The following is a 13,076-nucleotide window of genomic DNA, read 5'->3' on the forward strand; positions in this document are numbered from 1 at the left end:
GGACAAGACCCACCCGCACATGGCCACGCCCGCAGCTTCACGACGAGCTGCGCGAGGCGCTGCGCCCCCAGGCATCGAGCTGGAGCTGACACGGCGCAAGGACGGGAGCCCGGCCGGGGTGGTGTTTGCCCAGGACGGGCACCGGGTGAAGGGCAGCCAGGTGGGCCGCGCGTACAGCGCCGGCAATCTGGAGACGGGCTTTGCCAAGGCCCGGGAGCTAGGCCAGGACCCGGCCCAGGCGTGGCAGCAGGTGGGCCAGGACTACGCGCTGGCCAAGCTGGCGGCCGAGTACGCCCAGGCCAAAGAGCGACAGGCCCAGCAGCAGCCGAGCAAGCAGCAGTCCCGAGGCTTTGAGATGGGGGATTAATTTTTAGCAACGACGTATGCAAGAGCTACTTCAAGACATAAACGCGCTACGGCGGGGCATCGAGGCGCTGAACAAGCGCAGCTTAGAGCAGGGCAAGCCGGTGAGCCGGGCCGAACTGGACGAGGTGCTGGCCAAGGTGAAGCAGGAAGTGCGCTTTACCATCAACTACCAGGGCGTAGCGGAGGCCATCCAGCCGCACCTGGCCACGCCGGCGAAGGTGGAAAACACGCTCACCATGGGCACGGCGCAGCTGCAGCGGGTGATTGACCGGATTCCGCGCAGCGTGCCCGTGGTGGGGAAGTATGGGGCTTTACCAGTATACGGCTGGGGTTGGGGGTGATTGCGTTGGTGCTATCCCTAGTCAGCCTGAGCACCTACCTCTGGCAGCAGAAAGCGGCAGCAGAGGCGCAGGTCGTGGTGCTGCAGCAGGAGCAGGCCAAGAAAAAGCGGGCACTGGATTGGCTGACCAAAGGCTATTGGGACTTGAAACGGGACAATCCGAAAGTGATCAAAAAGTATTTCCCACAGTAGGGCTTTTAGAGGTCTTCTCAGGAAACGGAGAATACAGCACGTTAAGCGCCCACAAGCCGCGTCCTGAGCACAGAGAAGGAACAGTCAACCGTTTACCTTACGTACCCTAAGCCGTCTCATTCATTCCTTGTTCTATGTCCGATTCCCGTTTTTCCCGCCGTGACTGGCTCAAAACCACGGCGCTGGCCACCACGCCGCTGCTGCTAGGCCCCTTGCCCTCCTTCGCCGAAGCCCCGGCCCCCGGCAACACCCCGCCGCTGAGCGCGGCCGACATTGCCGCCATCGAGGCCGCGATGGGCAAGAAAGGGGCCTACGTTGAAGCGCAGGCCACGCACAGCACCCCGTTGCCGCGCAACGACTTGAAAGTGACCATCAAGGGGAGCCGGTGCCCATTTCCTTCGGCTTCGGCGGGTGGGTGGCCATCAAGCACACGCTCGACGGCAAATCAGCCATGCTCATGAGCGACACGGTGCTACTGCAAGAGGAAGTTAACCCGCTTATGTCGGCCGCCCTGGCCCAGGGGCTGGAAATCGGGGCCGTACACAACCAGCTTTTTTACGAAGAACCGCGCATCTTCTACATGCACATCCACGGCATGGGTGCCCCGGCCGAGCTGGCCCGCAAGTTTGCCGCCGCGCTGAAGGACTCCAAGTTGCTGCCGGCCAACCAGCCGAAGCCCAGCGGCGGCACCCCGGCCGCGCAGGCGGGCAACAACGCTACGTCGGCCCCCGGCCCGCCCACCGGCAAGGAGCTGTTTGATATTCCGGCGCTCGACAAAGTGGTGCAGTACCAGGGCACGGTGAACGGCCCCACCTACAAGTATACCGTGGGCCGGGCGGACCTGCAATCGGTGATGATGGGCACGGAAATGACCGCCGCCATTGGCCTGAACTCGTGGGCCGCGTTCGCCGGCAAGCAAGCTGACGCGCATGTGGCCGGCGACATTGCTATGCTGGAGCACGAAGTAAACCCGGTTATCAAGGCCCTGCGCGCCCACAATCTGGAGGTCGTGGCCGTGCACAACCACATGCTGTTTGACCAGCCGCGCATGATGTTCCTGCACTACTACGGCCGCGGCCCCGCCGCTGCAGCTGGCTACCGGCTTCCGTGCCGCCCTCGACCAGTTGGGCAAGGGCAAAGCGGGCATGAAGATGAAGCACTGACGCGCCGGTAAATCGACCCCGTTTTTTAGGGGCCTAAACCGGAAAAGTACCACGCGCCGGCACCGGGGGCGGTGGGGAGCAAAACCGCACGGATTCCAAGGTCGGTCTGAGAAGCTACATTATGTTAAGGGATAAAACCGGGACGACGGACCCGGAGTAGTCCTTTCCTCCACTGCCCCCTAAATCCTACTCGGGCCAGCTATTCGGCTAGCGGAGCCGGCAGGGCCGGGACGAAGTCGTCAAAGACCTCATAGCTCAGGATCTGATAGCGGCGAGCGTAGGCCCGCAGGTGAATGGCGATAATCCGCTCCCTGGTGGCACGATCGGAGCCCGGGGTATACTCTATCACCATCATGCGCTTCTCGGCCTCCTGAGCAAGCAGAAAATGGCAGGGAATGGCTTGTTGTTCGGCCTCGGTCAGGTGCACGGCGTTTTCCGGCCGCAACACGACGAGTTCCAGGTAGATTTTTTGCCGCATGGGAAAAGGCTTAGGCAGGCTTCACGACTTTGGCCGCGACCAGGCCCAGGCGCACGAGCAGCAGGCCCCCCGGATTACGAGATGCCTTGACCTTGCCCGTTTTCAGGTCGTGATTGTAGCGGTTCACTTCCGCGACGTGGGCCGCACTGGCCAGGATGGTTTGGCGGTGCTTGGCGTCGGTGATGCGCAGCTCGTCGAGGATGCGGGCGGCGTTGTCGAGGTGGCTCTGTTGGACGCCCGGCACGTCCTGAGCGGTGGCCACTAGGTCGAAAGGAATATTGTCGGCTAAAGCTTGAGGTTTGACCTTAAACGTAATGTTTTTGAAGGTTTTACCACGCTTTTCTAACTCATAGCTAATGTGCAACTCGGTGTGCTCATTGATTTGCTTAACGGCTATGTCCAATACGCTTTTCCTGAAATCACTGGTCCTAGGCATCTTATCAATGCCTTTATCGTCAAGTAGCCCGAGCATTCTCTTAAAATCTTGAATGTCATGCTTTTTGGTTTCGCCTAAGTCCTTCCACTGGCTACAAATCGGATAAATCCGCTTAGCATATTTGCTAGTGAGGCGTAGTGCCGATGCTAGGCCATAGCTGGTGAAATTGCTTTGAAGCTCAAATAGATAAGGGATAATTTTGTCAGAAAGTGAGACTTCTATGATGCCTAATCCTTTGAGGTACTCCACGCTGCGGAACATCCAGAGCTGCACATGACGCTCTGGAGTTTCTACCTCAAACATTCGAGAGCCCATATCCTCAGTGGCTTTCCGCAGATAAGCCAAATCATATTTTTGCCAGTTAAAGCCGATAACTCCTTAATATTTAGCTCATAAGTGTCAGACTTCTGGTCCTTACGCAGCTTTGAAACCAAGAAGAAGAATAAGTCAAGCTGTAATTCAGTGTACTCATAGCGAGCATTCGTCAGAGCATTGTGTTGCCGGATTTCTAATTCTTTGCTCATGGTGCTTATTCATTGATTTCGAGCGTAATTATACGCGGAAAACGGGTTATAAAAACAAATATCACTTTTAAAACCCGTTTGAGACCCATTAAAACCCGTTTTCAAACCCATTAAAACCCGTTTGAGACCCATTAAAACCCGTTTGAGACCCATTAAAACCCGTTTGAGACCCATTAAAACCCGTTTTCAATTGGGTTAACAGACTAAAAATTAGCGCGTTATGAAGCCCTCAAATAGAACAAAGCTTTACAAATACACCAATTGGTGTTCGCGCGAGAAAAAAAAGCTTTTAGGGACTGGTCAGGGGTACAACGGCGCGAGCCAAACAAAAACAGCAAAGTCCTAGAAGCCAGTGACTTGCGCGCATTTTATAAACTATATATTATTGGTAATCAATAGTTTATAAACCTTATTGTTGAGCTTATGTACTGCTTTGAACTTGGGAATGCTACGGCCACGGAAACGGAAGCAGCTGAGGAAGCGGGCGGAGTTAGGAACAAAAGGGGAAGACGACAGCACCGGGACCGGGGACACATTAGCAGGTGGGATGGTGGCCAGGTGGTGCAACTGGTGGCCAGGGCGAGGTGGCCAAGTTGCCGGCAAGGGGAACACTAGGAGCAGCCGGTAGAAGGCAGCAGAAGGGGCACAGAGAAAAGACAGGGCCAGGGGTTGCGCGTGCGTGTGGGGAGCCGTACCTTGTGGGCTGTTCTGGAATCGTTCAACGGTTTTCGCAAGATGTGTTTCCTGAATCGCGCTTCGCGCAATCCAGGAAACCCGTTCGCCCGTTGGGCTCACTACACTTGCCCCTTCGGGGACCTACCTATGGCCGACCTATCCGCCCCTGATTCACCTCCCCACCGCCCCCGAAAAGGAGGCCGGAAGGCTAGCCCACTAGCCGAAAAACAGCGCCACGTCGTGAGCGTTCGGCTGACCGACGCCGAGCACGAGCGCCTGACCCAGGAAGCCGAACGGTACCAGCTGAGCCAGGGCGAAGTGCTGCGGTCGGTGTGGCGGAAACAGAACACGGCCACGAAACTGCAGGCCCCGCCGACCCCGGAGGAAGCGCGGCAGCTGGCGCAGCTGGCCGGCATGGCGGCGAACCTGAACCAGCTCACCAAGCTGGCCCACTTGGGCCAAGACCAGCGGACCGGAGCCACAACGGTACTCGGGCAGATGCACCACTTGTTGAAGCGGCTCACGGGCGAGGCGGTATGATTGGCAAGGTGAAGGTGAACCAGTCGTTCGGGGCCATGTGCCGGTACGTGCTGCAGGAGCAGGCCCCCGGCAAAGGAGCCGAGGTGCTGGCCGCGCACGGGGTGCGCACGGACAGCGCCGAGCATATGGCGGCAGACTTCGACGCGGTGCGGGCCATGCGGCCCGGATTAGGGAAGGCAGTACTGCATGTCGCGCTGGCCTTTCCGGTCGAGGAAAAGGAGAAGCTGACCAATGAGGTGATGGGCCGCATTGCCCAGGACTACCTAAAGGGGCTGAACATCGACCCGGAGAACACGCAATGGGCCGTGGTGCGGCACCAGGACAAGACCCACCCGCACATGCACCTGGTGGTGAACCGGGTGGATTTGGACGGGCAGACGGTGAGCGACCAGTTTATTCGCTCCCGCAGCGTGGACGTGTGCAAGGGTATCGAGCAGGAGTATGGGCTGATCGTGGCCGACCAGGTAGGCCGCAAGCAGGCCCGCGAAATCGGCCCGACCCCGGCCCAGGCGAAAGCCACGACCCCGAAAGAGGAACAGTCGGCCGAGTGGAGCCGCGCCCGCCAGGACATCGGCCGCGCCCTGAGCTACACAGCTGGCCACGCCCGCAGCTTCGACGAGCTGCGCGAGGCGCTGCGCCCCCGAGGCATCGAGCTGGAGCTGACACGGCGCAAGGACGGGAGCCCGGCCGGGGTGGTGTTTGCCCAGGACGGGCACCGGGTGAAGGGCAGCCAGGTGGGCCGCGCGTACAGCGCCGGCAATCTGGAGACGGGCTTTGCCAAGGCCCGGGAGCTAGGCCAGGACCCGGCCCAGGCGTGGCAGCAGGTGGGCCAGGACTACGCGCTGGCCAAGCTGGCGGCCGAGTACGCCCAGGCCAAAGAGCGACAGGCCCAGCAGCAGCCGAGCAAGCAGCAGTCCCGAGGCTTTGAGATGGGGGATTAATTTTTTAGCAACGACGTATGCAAGAGCTACTTCAAGACATAAACGCGCTACGGCGGGGCATCGAGGCGCTGAACAAGCGCAGCTTAGAGCAGGGCAAGCCGGTGAGCCGGGCCGAACTGGACGAGGTGCTGGCCAAGGTGAAGCAGGAAGTGCGCTTTACCATCAACTACCAGGGCGTAGCGGAGGCCATCCAGCCGCACCTGGCCACGCCGGCGAAGGTGGAAAACACGCTCACCATGGGCACGGCGCAGCTGCAGCAGGTGATTGACCGGATTCCGCGCAGCGTGCCCGTGGTGGGGGAAGTATGGGGCTTTACCAGTATACGGCTGGGGTTGGGGGTGATTGCGTTGGTGCTATCCCTAGTCAGCCTGAGCACCTACCTCTGGCAGCAGAAAGCGGCAGCAGAGGCGCAGGTCGTGGTGCTGCAGCAGGAGCAGGCCAAGAAAAAGCGGGCACTGGATTGGCTGACCAAAGGCTATTGGGACTTGAAACGGGACAATCCGAAAGTGATCAAAAAGTATTTCCCACAGTAGGGCTTTTAGAGGTCTTCTCAGGAAACGGAGAATACAGCACGTTAAGCGCCCACAAGCCGCGTCCTGAGCACAGAGAAGGAACAGTCAACCGTTTACCTTACGTACCCTAAGCCGTCTCATTCATTCCTTGTTCTATGTCCGATTCCCGTTTTTCCCGCCGTGACTGGCTCAAAACCACGGCGCTGGCCACCACGCCGCTGCTGCTAGGCCCCTTGCCCTCCTTCGCCGAAGCCCCGGCCCCCGGCAACACCCCGCCGCTGAGCGCGGCCGACATTGCCGCCATCGAGGCCGCGATGGGCAAGAAAGGGGCCTACGTTGAAGCGCAGGCCACGCACAGCACCCCGTTGCCGCGCAACGACTTGAAAGTGACCATCAAGGGGGAGCCGGTGCCCATTTCCTTCGGCTTCGGCGGGTGGGTGGCCATCAAGCACACGCTCGACGGCAAATCAGCCATGCTCATGAGCGACACGGTGCTACTGCAAGAGGAAGTTAACCCGCTTATGTCGGCCGCCCTGGCCCAGGGGCTGGAAATCGGGGCCGTACACAACCACTTTTTTACGAAGAACCGCGCATCTTCTACATGCACATCCACGGCATGGGTGCCCCGGCCGAGCTGGCCCGCAAGTTTGCCGCCGCGCTGAAGGACTCCAAGTTGCTGCCGGCCAACCAGCCGAAGCCCAGCGGCGGCACCCCGGCCGCGCAGGCGGGCAACAACGCTACGTCGGCCCCCGGCCCGCCCACCGGCAAGGAGCTGTTTGATATTCCGGCGCTCGACAAAGTGGTGCAGTACCAGGGCACGGTGAACGGCCCCACCTACAAGTATACCGTGGGCCGGGCGGACCTGCAATCGGTGATGATGGGCACGGAAATGACCGCCGCCATTGGCCTGAACTCGTGGGCCGCGTTCGCCGGCAAGCAAGCTGACGCGCATGTGGCCGGCGACATTGCTATGCTGGAGCACGAAGTAAACCCGGTTATCAAGGCCCTGCGCGCCCACAATCTGGAGGTCGTGGCCGTGCACAACCACATGCTGTTTGACCAGCCGCGCATGATGTTCCTGCACTACTACGGCCGCGGCCCCGCCGCGCAGCTGGCTACCGGCTTCCGTGCCGCCCTCGACCAGTTGGGCAAGGGCAAAGCGGGCATGAAGATGAAGCACTGACGCGCCGGTAAATCGACCCCGTTTTTTAGGGGCCTAAACCGGAAAAGTACCACGCGCCGGCACCGGGGGCGGTGGGGAGCAAAACCGCACGGATTCCAAGGTCGGTCTGAGAAGCTACATTATGTTAAGGGATAAAACCGGGACGACGGACCCGGAGTAGTCCTTTCCTCCACTGCCCCCTAAATCCTACTCGGGCCAGCTATTCGGCTAGCGGAGCCGGCAGGGCCGGGACGAAGTCGTCAAAGACCTCATAGCTCAGGATCTGATAGCGGCGAGCGTAGGCCCGCAGGTGAATGGCGATAATCCGCTCCCTGGTGGCACGATCGGAGCCCGGGGTATACTCTATCACCATCATGCGCTTCTCGGCCTCCTGAGCAAGCAGAAAATGGCAGGGAATGGCTTGTTGTTCGGCCTCGGTCAGGTGCACGGCGTTTTCCGGCCGCAACACGACGAGTTCCAGGTAGATTTTTTGCCGCATGGGAAAAGGCTTAGGCAGGCTTCACGACTTTGGCCGCGACCAGGCCCAGGCGCACGAGCAGCAGGCCCCCCGGATTACGAGATGCCTTGACCTTGCCCGTTTTCAGGTCGTGATTGTAGCGGTTCACTTCCGCGACGTGGGCCGCACTGGCCAGGATGGTTTGGCGGTGCTTGGCGTCGGTGATGCGCAGCTCGTCGAGGATGCGGGCGGCGTTGTCGAGGTGGCTCTGTTGGACGCCCGGCACGTCCTGAGCGGTGGCCACTAGGTCGAAAGGAATATTGTCGGCTAAAGCTTGAGGTTTGACCTTAAACGTAATGTTTTTGAAGGTTTTACCACGCTTTTCTAACTCATAGCTAATGTGCAACTCGGTGTGCTCATTGATTTGCTTAACGGCTATGTCCAATACGCTTTTCCTGAAATCACTGGTCCTAGGCATCTTATCAATGCCTTTATCGTCAAGTAGCCCGAGCATTCTCTTAAAATCTTGAATGTCATGCTTTTTGGTTTCGCCTAAGTCCTTCCACTGGCTACAAATCGGATAAATCCGCTTAGCATATTTGCTAGTGAGGCGTAGTGCCGATGCTAGGCCATAGCTGGTGAAATTGCTTTGAAGCTCAAATAGATAAGGGATAATTTTGTCAGAAAGTGAGACTTCTATGATGCCTAATCCTTTGAGGTACTCCACGCTGCGGAACATCCAGAGCTGCACATGACGCTCTGGAGTTTCTACCTCAAACATTCGAGAGCCCATATCCTCAGTGGCTTTCCGCAGATAAGCCAAATCATATTTTTGCCAGTTAAAGCCGATAACTCCTTAATATTTAGCTCATAAGTGTCAGACTTCTGGTCCTTACGCAGCTTTGAAACCAAGAAGAAGAATAAGTCAAGCTGTAATTCAGTGTACTCATAGCGAGCATTCGTCAGAGCATTGTGTTGCCGGATTTCTAATTCTTTGCTCATGGTGCTTATTCATTGATTTCGAGCGTAATTATACGCGGAAAACGGGTTATAAAAACAAATATCACTTTTAAAACCCGTTTGAGACCCATTAAAACCCGTTTTCAAACCCATTAAAACCCGTTTGAGACCCATTAAAACCCGTTTGAGACCCATTAAAACCCGTTTGAGACCCATTAAAACCCGTTTTCAATTGGGTTAACAGACTAAAAATTAGCGCGTTATGAAGCCCTCAAATAGAACAAAGCTTTACAAATACACCAATTGGTGTTCGCGCGAGAAAAAAAGCTTTTAGGGACTGGTCAGGGGTACAACGGCGCGAGCCAAACAAAAACAGCAAAGTCCTAGAAGCCAGTGACTTGCGCGCATTTTATAAACTATATATTATTGGTAATCAATAGTTTATAAACCTTATTGTTGAGCTTATGTACTGCTTTGAACTTGGGAATGCTACGGCCACGGAAACGGAAGCAGCTGAGGAAGCGGGCGGAGTTAGGAACAAAAGGGGAAGACGACAGCACCGGGACCGGGGACACATTAGCAGGTGGGATGGTGGCCAGGTGGTGCAACTGGTGGCCAGGGCGAGGTGGCCAAGTTGCCGGCAAGGGGAACACTAGGAGCAGCCGGTAGAAGGCAGCAGAAGGGGCACAGAGAAAAGACAGGGCCAGGGGTTGCGCGTGCGTGTGGGGAGCCGTACCTTGTGGGCTGTTCTGGAATCGTTCAACGGTTTTCGCAAGATGTGTTTCCTGAATCGCGCTTCGCGCAATCCAGGAAACCCGTTCGCCCGTTGGGCTCACTACACTTGCCCCTTCGGGGACCTACCTATGGCCGACCTATCCGCCCCTGATTCACCTCCCCACCGCCCCCGAAAAGGAGGCCGGAAGGCTAGCCCACTAGCCGAAAAACAGCGCCACGTCGTGAGCGTTCGGCTGACCGACGCCGAGCACGAGCGCCTGACCCAGGAAGCCGAACGGTACCAGCTGAGCCAGGGCGAAGTGCTGCGGTCGGTGTGGCGGAAACAGAACACGGCCACGAAACTGCAGGCCCCGCCGACCCCGGAGGAAGCGCGGCAGCTGGCGCAGCTGGCCGGCATGGCGGCGAACCTGAACCAGCTCACCAAGCTGGCCCAGTTGGGCCAAGACCAGCGGACCGGAGCCACAACGGTACTCGGGCAGATGCACCACCTGTTGAAGCGGCTCACGGGCGAGGCGGTATGATTGGCAAGGTGAAGGTGAACCAGTCGTTCGGGGCCATGTGCCGGTACGTGCTGCAGGAGCAGGCCCCCGGCAAAGGAGCCGAGGTGCTGGCCGCGCACGGGGTGCGCACGGACAGCGCCGAGCATATGGCGGCAGACTTCGACGCGGTGCGGGCCATGCGGCCCGGATTAGGGAAGGCAGTACTGCATGTCGCGCTGGCCTTTCCGGTCGAGGAAAAGGAGAAGCTGACCAATGAGGTGATGGGCCGCATTGCCCAGGACTACCTAAAGGGGCTGAACATCGACCCGGAGAACACGCAATGGGCCGTGGTGCGGCACCAGGACAAGACCCACCCGCACATGCACCTGGTGGTGAACCGGGTGGATTTGGACGGGCAGACGGTGAGCGACCAGTTTATTCGCTCCCGCAGCGTGGACGTGTGCAAGGGTATCGAGCAGGAGTATGGGCTGATCGTGGCCGACCAGGTAGGCCGCAAGCAGGCCCGCGAAATCGGCCCGACCCCGGCCCAGGCGAAAGCCACGACCCCGAAAGAGGAACAGTCGGCCGAGTGGAGCCGCGCCCGCCAGGACATCGGCCGCGCCCTGAGCTACACAGCTGGCCACGCCCGCAGCTTCGACGAGCTGCGCGAGGCGCTGCGCCCCGAGGCATCGAGCTGGAGCTGACACGGCGCAAGGACGGGAGCCCGGCCGGGGTGGTGTTTGCCCAGGACGGGCACCGGGTGAAGGGCAGCCAGGTGGGCCGCGCGTACAGCGCCGGCAATCTGGAGACGGGCTTTGCCAAGGCCCGGGAGCTAGGCCAGGACCCGGCCCAGGCGTGGCAGCAGGTGGGCCAGGACTACGCGCTGGCCAAGCTGGCGGCCGAGTACGCCCAGGCCAAAGAGCGACAGGCCCAGCAGCAGCCGAGCAAGCAGCAGTCCCGAGGCTTTGAGATGGGGGATTAATTTTTTAGCAACGACGTATGCAAGAGCTACTTCAAGACATAAACGCGCTACGGCGGGGCATCGAGGCGCTGAACAAGCGCAGCTTAGAGCAGGGCAAGCCGGTGAGCCGGGCCGAACTGGACGAGGTGCTGGCCAAGGTGAAGCAGGAAGTGCGCTTTACCATCAACTACCAGGGCGTAGCGGAGGCCATCCAGCCGCACCTGGCCACGCCGGCGAAGGTGGAAAACACGCTCACCATGGGCACGGCGCAGCTGCAGCAGGTGATTGACCGGATTCCGCGCAGCGTGCCCGTGGTGGGGAAGTATGGGGCTTTACCAGTATACGGCTGGGGTTGGGGGTGATTGCGTTGGTGCTATCCCTAGTCAGCCTGAGCACCTACCTCTGGCAGCAGAAAGCGGCAGCAGAGGCGCAGGTCGTGGTGCTGCAGCAGGAGCAGGCCAAGAAAAAGCGGGCACTGGATTGGCTGACCAAAGGCTATTGGGACTTGAAACGGGACAATCCGAAAGTGATCAAAAAGTATTTCCCACAGTAGGGCTTTTAGAGGTCTTCTCAGGAAACGGAGAATACAGCACGTTAAGCGCCCACAAGCCGCGTCCTGAGCACAGAGAAGGAACAGTCAACCGTTTACCTTACGTACCCTAAGCCGTCTCATTCATTCCTTGTTCTATGTCCGATTCCCGTTTTTCCCGCCGTGACTGGCTCAAAACCACGGCGCTGGCCACCACGCCGCTGCTGCTAGGCCCCTTGCCCTCCTTCGCCGAAGCCCCGGCCCCCGGCAACACCCCGCCGCTGAGCGCGGCCGACATTGCCGCCATCGAGGCCGCGATGGGCAAGAAAGGGGCCTACGTTGAAGCGCAGGCCACGCACAGCACCCCGTTGCCGCGCAACGACTTGAAAGTGACCATCAAGGGGGAGCCGGTGCCCATTTCCTTCGGCTTCGGCGGGTGGGTGGCCATCAAGCACACGCTCGACGGCAAATCAGCCATGCTCATGAGCGACACGGTGCTACTGCAAGAGGAAGTTAACCCGCTTATGTCGGCCGCCCTGGCCCAGGGGCTGGAAATCGGGGCCGTACACAACCACTTTTTTACGAAGAACCGCGCATCTTCTACATGCACATCCACGGCATGGGTGCCCCGGCCGAGCTGGCCCGCAAGTTTGCCGCCGCGCTGAAGGACTCCAAGTTGCTGCCGGCCAACCAGCCGAAGCCCAGCGGCGGCACCCCGGCCGCGCAGGCGGGCAACAACGCTACGTCGGCCCCCGGCCCGCCCACCGGCAAGGAGCTGTTTGATATTCCGGCGCTCGACAAAGTGGTGCAGTACCAGGGCACGGTGAACGGCCCCACCTACAAGTATACCGTGGGCCGGGCGGACCTGCAATCGGTGATGATGGGCACGGAAATGACCGCCGCCATTGGCCTGAACTCGTGGGCCGCGTTCGCCGGCAAGCAAGCTGACGCGCATGTGGCCGGCGACATTGCTATGCTGGAGCACGAAGTAAACCCGGTTATCAAGGCCCTGCGCGCCCACAATCTGGAGGTCGTGGCCGTGCACAACCACATGCTGTTTGACCAGCCGCGCATGATGTTCCTGCACTACTACGGCCGCGGCCCCGCCGCGCAGCTGGCTACCGGCTTCCGTGCCGCCCTCGACCAGTTGGGCAAGGGCAAAGCGGGCATGAAGATGAAGCACTGACGCGCCGGTAAATCGACCCCGTTTTTTAGGGGCCTAAACCGGAAAAGTACCACGCGCCGGCACCGGGGGCGGTGGGGAGCAAAACCGCACGGATTCCAAGGTCGGTCTGAGAAGCTACATTATGTTAAGGGATAAAACCGGGACGACGGACCCGGAGTAGTCCTTTCCTCCACTGCCCCCTAAATCCTACTCGGGCCAGCTATTCGGCTAGCGGAGCCGGCAGGGCCGGGACGAAGTCGTCAAAGACCTCATAGCTCAGGATCTGATAGCGGCGAGCGTAGGCCCGCAGGTGAATGGCGATAATCCGCTCCCTGGTGGCACGATCGGAGCCCGGGGTATACTCTATCACCATCATGCGCTTCTCGGCCTCCCTGAGCAAGCAGAAAATGGCAGGGAATGGCTTGTTGTTCGGCCTCGGTCAGGTGCACGGCGTTTTCCGG

At 59.4% G+C, this 13,076-nt stretch carries 23 protein-coding genes; 17 read left to right on the forward strand and 6 right to left on the reverse strand.

Annotation, left to right across the window (positions count from 1 at the left end):
• The 5 genes from LRS06_RS23525 to LRS06_RS23545 all read left to right on the forward strand — a co-directional run.
• Positions 1-367, forward strand: a 367-nt coding sequence (locus LRS06_RS23525; protein WP_257873733.1) for a hypothetical protein, incomplete at its 5' end; no start/stop codon positions are given.
• Positions 368-383: 16 nt separating this feature from the next.
• Positions 384-707, forward strand: a complete 324-nt coding sequence (locus LRS06_RS23530; RefSeq protein WP_257873734.1) for a hypothetical protein — start codon at positions 384-386, stop codon at positions 705-707.
• Positions 704-898: a hypothetical protein gene (locus tag LRS06_RS23535; protein ID WP_257873735.1), complete on the forward strand. Its 195-nt coding sequence runs from the start codon at positions 704-706 to the stop codon at positions 896-898. Before LRS06_RS23530 ends, LRS06_RS23535 begins: the two co-directional genes overlap by 4 nt.
• Positions 899-1,032: 134 nt before the next feature.
• On the forward strand, positions 1,033-1,359 hold the full coding sequence (locus LRS06_RS23540; RefSeq protein WP_257873736.1) for a hypothetical protein: 327 nt from the start codon (positions 1,033-1,035) through the stop codon (positions 1,357-1,359).
• Positions 1,284-2,072, forward strand: a complete 789-nt coding sequence (locus tag LRS06_RS23545; protein ID WP_257873737.1) for an LppY/LpqO family protein — start codon at positions 1,284-1,286, stop codon at positions 2,070-2,072. Before LRS06_RS23540 ends, LRS06_RS23545 begins: the two co-directional genes overlap by 76 nt.
• Before the next feature lie 188 nt (positions 2,073-2,260).
• Here the strand turns inward: LRS06_RS23545 and LRS06_RS23550 are convergent, their stop codons facing one another.
• The 3 genes from LRS06_RS23550 to LRS06_RS23560 are packed head-to-tail and all read right to left on the reverse strand — an operon-like array spanning position 2,261 to position 3,499.
• On the reverse strand, positions 2,261-2,539 hold the full coding sequence (locus LRS06_RS23550; protein WP_257873738.1) for a hypothetical protein: 279 nt from the start codon (positions 2,537-2,539) through the stop codon (positions 2,261-2,263).
• 10 nt (positions 2,540-2,549) lie between these two features.
• Positions 2,550-3,320 (reverse strand): replication initiation protein, encoded by a 771-nt coding sequence (locus LRS06_RS23555; protein WP_257873739.1) that lies wholly within the window; start codon positions 3,318-3,320, stop codon positions 2,550-2,552.
• Positions 3,266-3,499, reverse strand: a complete 234-nt coding sequence (locus tag LRS06_RS23560; protein ID WP_257873740.1) for a replication initiation protein — start codon at positions 3,497-3,499, stop codon at positions 3,266-3,268. Before LRS06_RS23560 ends, LRS06_RS23555 begins: the two co-directional genes overlap by 55 nt.
• Positions 3,500-4,321: 822 nt before the next feature.
• Between LRS06_RS23560 and mobC the strand changes: the two genes are divergently transcribed.
• The 5 genes from mobC to LRS06_RS23585 all read left to right on the forward strand — a co-directional run bounded on the left by mobC (position 4,322) and on the right by LRS06_RS23585 (position 7,350).
• Positions 4,322-4,714, forward strand: a complete 393-nt coding sequence (gene mobC / locus LRS06_RS23565) for a plasmid mobilization relaxosome protein MobC (protein WP_374679467.1) — start codon at positions 4,322-4,324, stop codon at positions 4,712-4,714.
• Positions 4,711-5,655: a relaxase/mobilization nuclease domain-containing protein gene (locus tag LRS06_RS23570; RefSeq protein WP_257873742.1), complete on the forward strand. Its 945-nt coding sequence runs from the start codon at positions 4,711-4,713 to the stop codon at positions 5,653-5,655. Before mobC ends, LRS06_RS23570 begins: the two co-directional genes overlap by 4 nt.
• Positions 5,656-5,672: 17 nt before the next feature.
• Entirely contained in the window at positions 5,673-6,188 is a 516-nt protein-coding gene (locus LRS06_RS23575; protein ID WP_257873743.1) for a hypothetical protein, read from the forward strand.
• Positions 6,189-6,322: 134 nt separating this feature from the next.
• The gene (locus LRS06_RS23580; RefSeq protein ID WP_257873744.1) at positions 6,323-6,829 is read left to right on the forward strand and encodes a DUF1259 domain-containing protein; all 507 of its coding nucleotides are present in this window, start codon (positions 6,323-6,325) and stop codon (positions 6,827-6,829) included.
• Complete coding sequence (locus LRS06_RS23585; RefSeq protein WP_257873745.1) at positions 6,769-7,350, forward strand: LppY/LpqO family protein; 582 nt, start codon at positions 6,769-6,771, stop codon at positions 7,348-7,350. Before LRS06_RS23580 ends, LRS06_RS23585 begins: the two co-directional genes overlap by 61 nt.
• A gap of 199 nt (positions 7,351-7,549) precedes the next feature.
• Here LRS06_RS23585 and LRS06_RS23590 read toward each other — a convergent pair whose 3' ends face one another.
• From LRS06_RS23590 to LRS06_RS23600, 3 genes are read right to left on the reverse strand one after another with little or no spacing between them, the layout of a single operon-like run.
• On the reverse strand, positions 7,550-7,828 hold the full coding sequence (locus LRS06_RS23590; RefSeq protein WP_257873738.1) for a hypothetical protein: 279 nt from the start codon (positions 7,826-7,828) through the stop codon (positions 7,550-7,552).
• Positions 7,829-7,838: 10 nt separating this feature from the next.
• On the reverse strand, positions 7,839-8,609 hold the full coding sequence (locus LRS06_RS23595; protein WP_257873739.1) for a replication initiation protein: 771 nt from the start codon (positions 8,607-8,609) through the stop codon (positions 7,839-7,841).
• The gene (locus LRS06_RS23600) at positions 8,555-8,788 is read right to left on the reverse strand and encodes a replication initiation protein (RefSeq protein WP_257873740.1); all 234 of its coding nucleotides are present in this window, start codon (positions 8,786-8,788) and stop codon (positions 8,555-8,557) included. The genes LRS06_RS23595 and LRS06_RS23600 overlap by 55 nt, the downstream gene beginning before the upstream one ends.
• An 821-nt stretch (positions 8,789-9,609) precedes the next feature.
• On the opposite strand from LRS06_RS23600, the gene LRS06_RS23605 reads away from it, so the two are divergent.
• The 7 genes from LRS06_RS23605 to LRS06_RS23635 all read left to right on the forward strand — a co-directional run bounded on the left by LRS06_RS23605 (position 9,610) and on the right by LRS06_RS23635 (position 12,636).
• Positions 9,610-10,002 (forward strand): hypothetical protein, encoded by a 393-nt coding sequence (locus tag LRS06_RS23605; RefSeq protein WP_374679468.1) that lies wholly within the window; start codon positions 9,610-9,612, stop codon positions 10,000-10,002.
• Positions 9,999-10,664 (forward strand): relaxase/mobilization nuclease domain-containing protein, encoded by a 666-nt coding sequence (locus LRS06_RS23610; protein ID WP_257873747.1) that lies wholly within the window; start codon positions 9,999-10,001, stop codon positions 10,662-10,664. Before LRS06_RS23605 ends, LRS06_RS23610 begins: the two co-directional genes overlap by 4 nt.
• Positions 10,665-10,693: 29 nt before the next feature.
• Positions 10,694-10,942 (forward strand): hypothetical protein, encoded by a 249-nt coding sequence (locus LRS06_RS23615; RefSeq protein WP_257873748.1) that lies wholly within the window; start codon positions 10,694-10,696, stop codon positions 10,940-10,942.
• A gap of 17 nt (positions 10,943-10,959) precedes the next feature.
• Entirely contained in the window at positions 10,960-11,283 is a 324-nt protein-coding gene (locus tag LRS06_RS23620) for a hypothetical protein (protein WP_257873749.1), read from the forward strand.
• Complete coding sequence (locus LRS06_RS23625) at positions 11,280-11,474, forward strand: hypothetical protein (protein WP_257873735.1); 195 nt, start codon at positions 11,280-11,282, stop codon at positions 11,472-11,474. The genes LRS06_RS23620 and LRS06_RS23625 overlap by 4 nt, the downstream gene beginning before the upstream one ends.
• 134 nt (positions 11,475-11,608) lie before the next feature.
• Positions 11,609-12,115 carry a DUF1259 domain-containing protein gene (locus tag LRS06_RS23630; protein WP_257873744.1) on the forward strand — a complete coding sequence of 169 codons (507 nt, stop codon included), beginning with the start codon at positions 11,609-11,611 and terminating at the stop codon, positions 12,113-12,115.
• The gene (locus LRS06_RS23635; protein WP_257873745.1) at positions 12,055-12,636 is read left to right on the forward strand and encodes an LppY/LpqO family protein; all 582 of its coding nucleotides are present in this window, start codon (positions 12,055-12,057) and stop codon (positions 12,634-12,636) included. The genes LRS06_RS23630 and LRS06_RS23635 overlap by 61 nt, the downstream gene beginning before the upstream one ends.
• The last annotated feature ends 440 nt before the right edge of the window (positions 12,637-13,076 follow it).

It is taken from the genome of Hymenobacter sp. J193 (assembly GCF_024700075.1).
In the GTDB taxonomy this organism is placed as follows: domain Bacteria; phylum Bacteroidota; class Bacteroidia; order Cytophagales; family Hymenobacteraceae; genus Hymenobacter.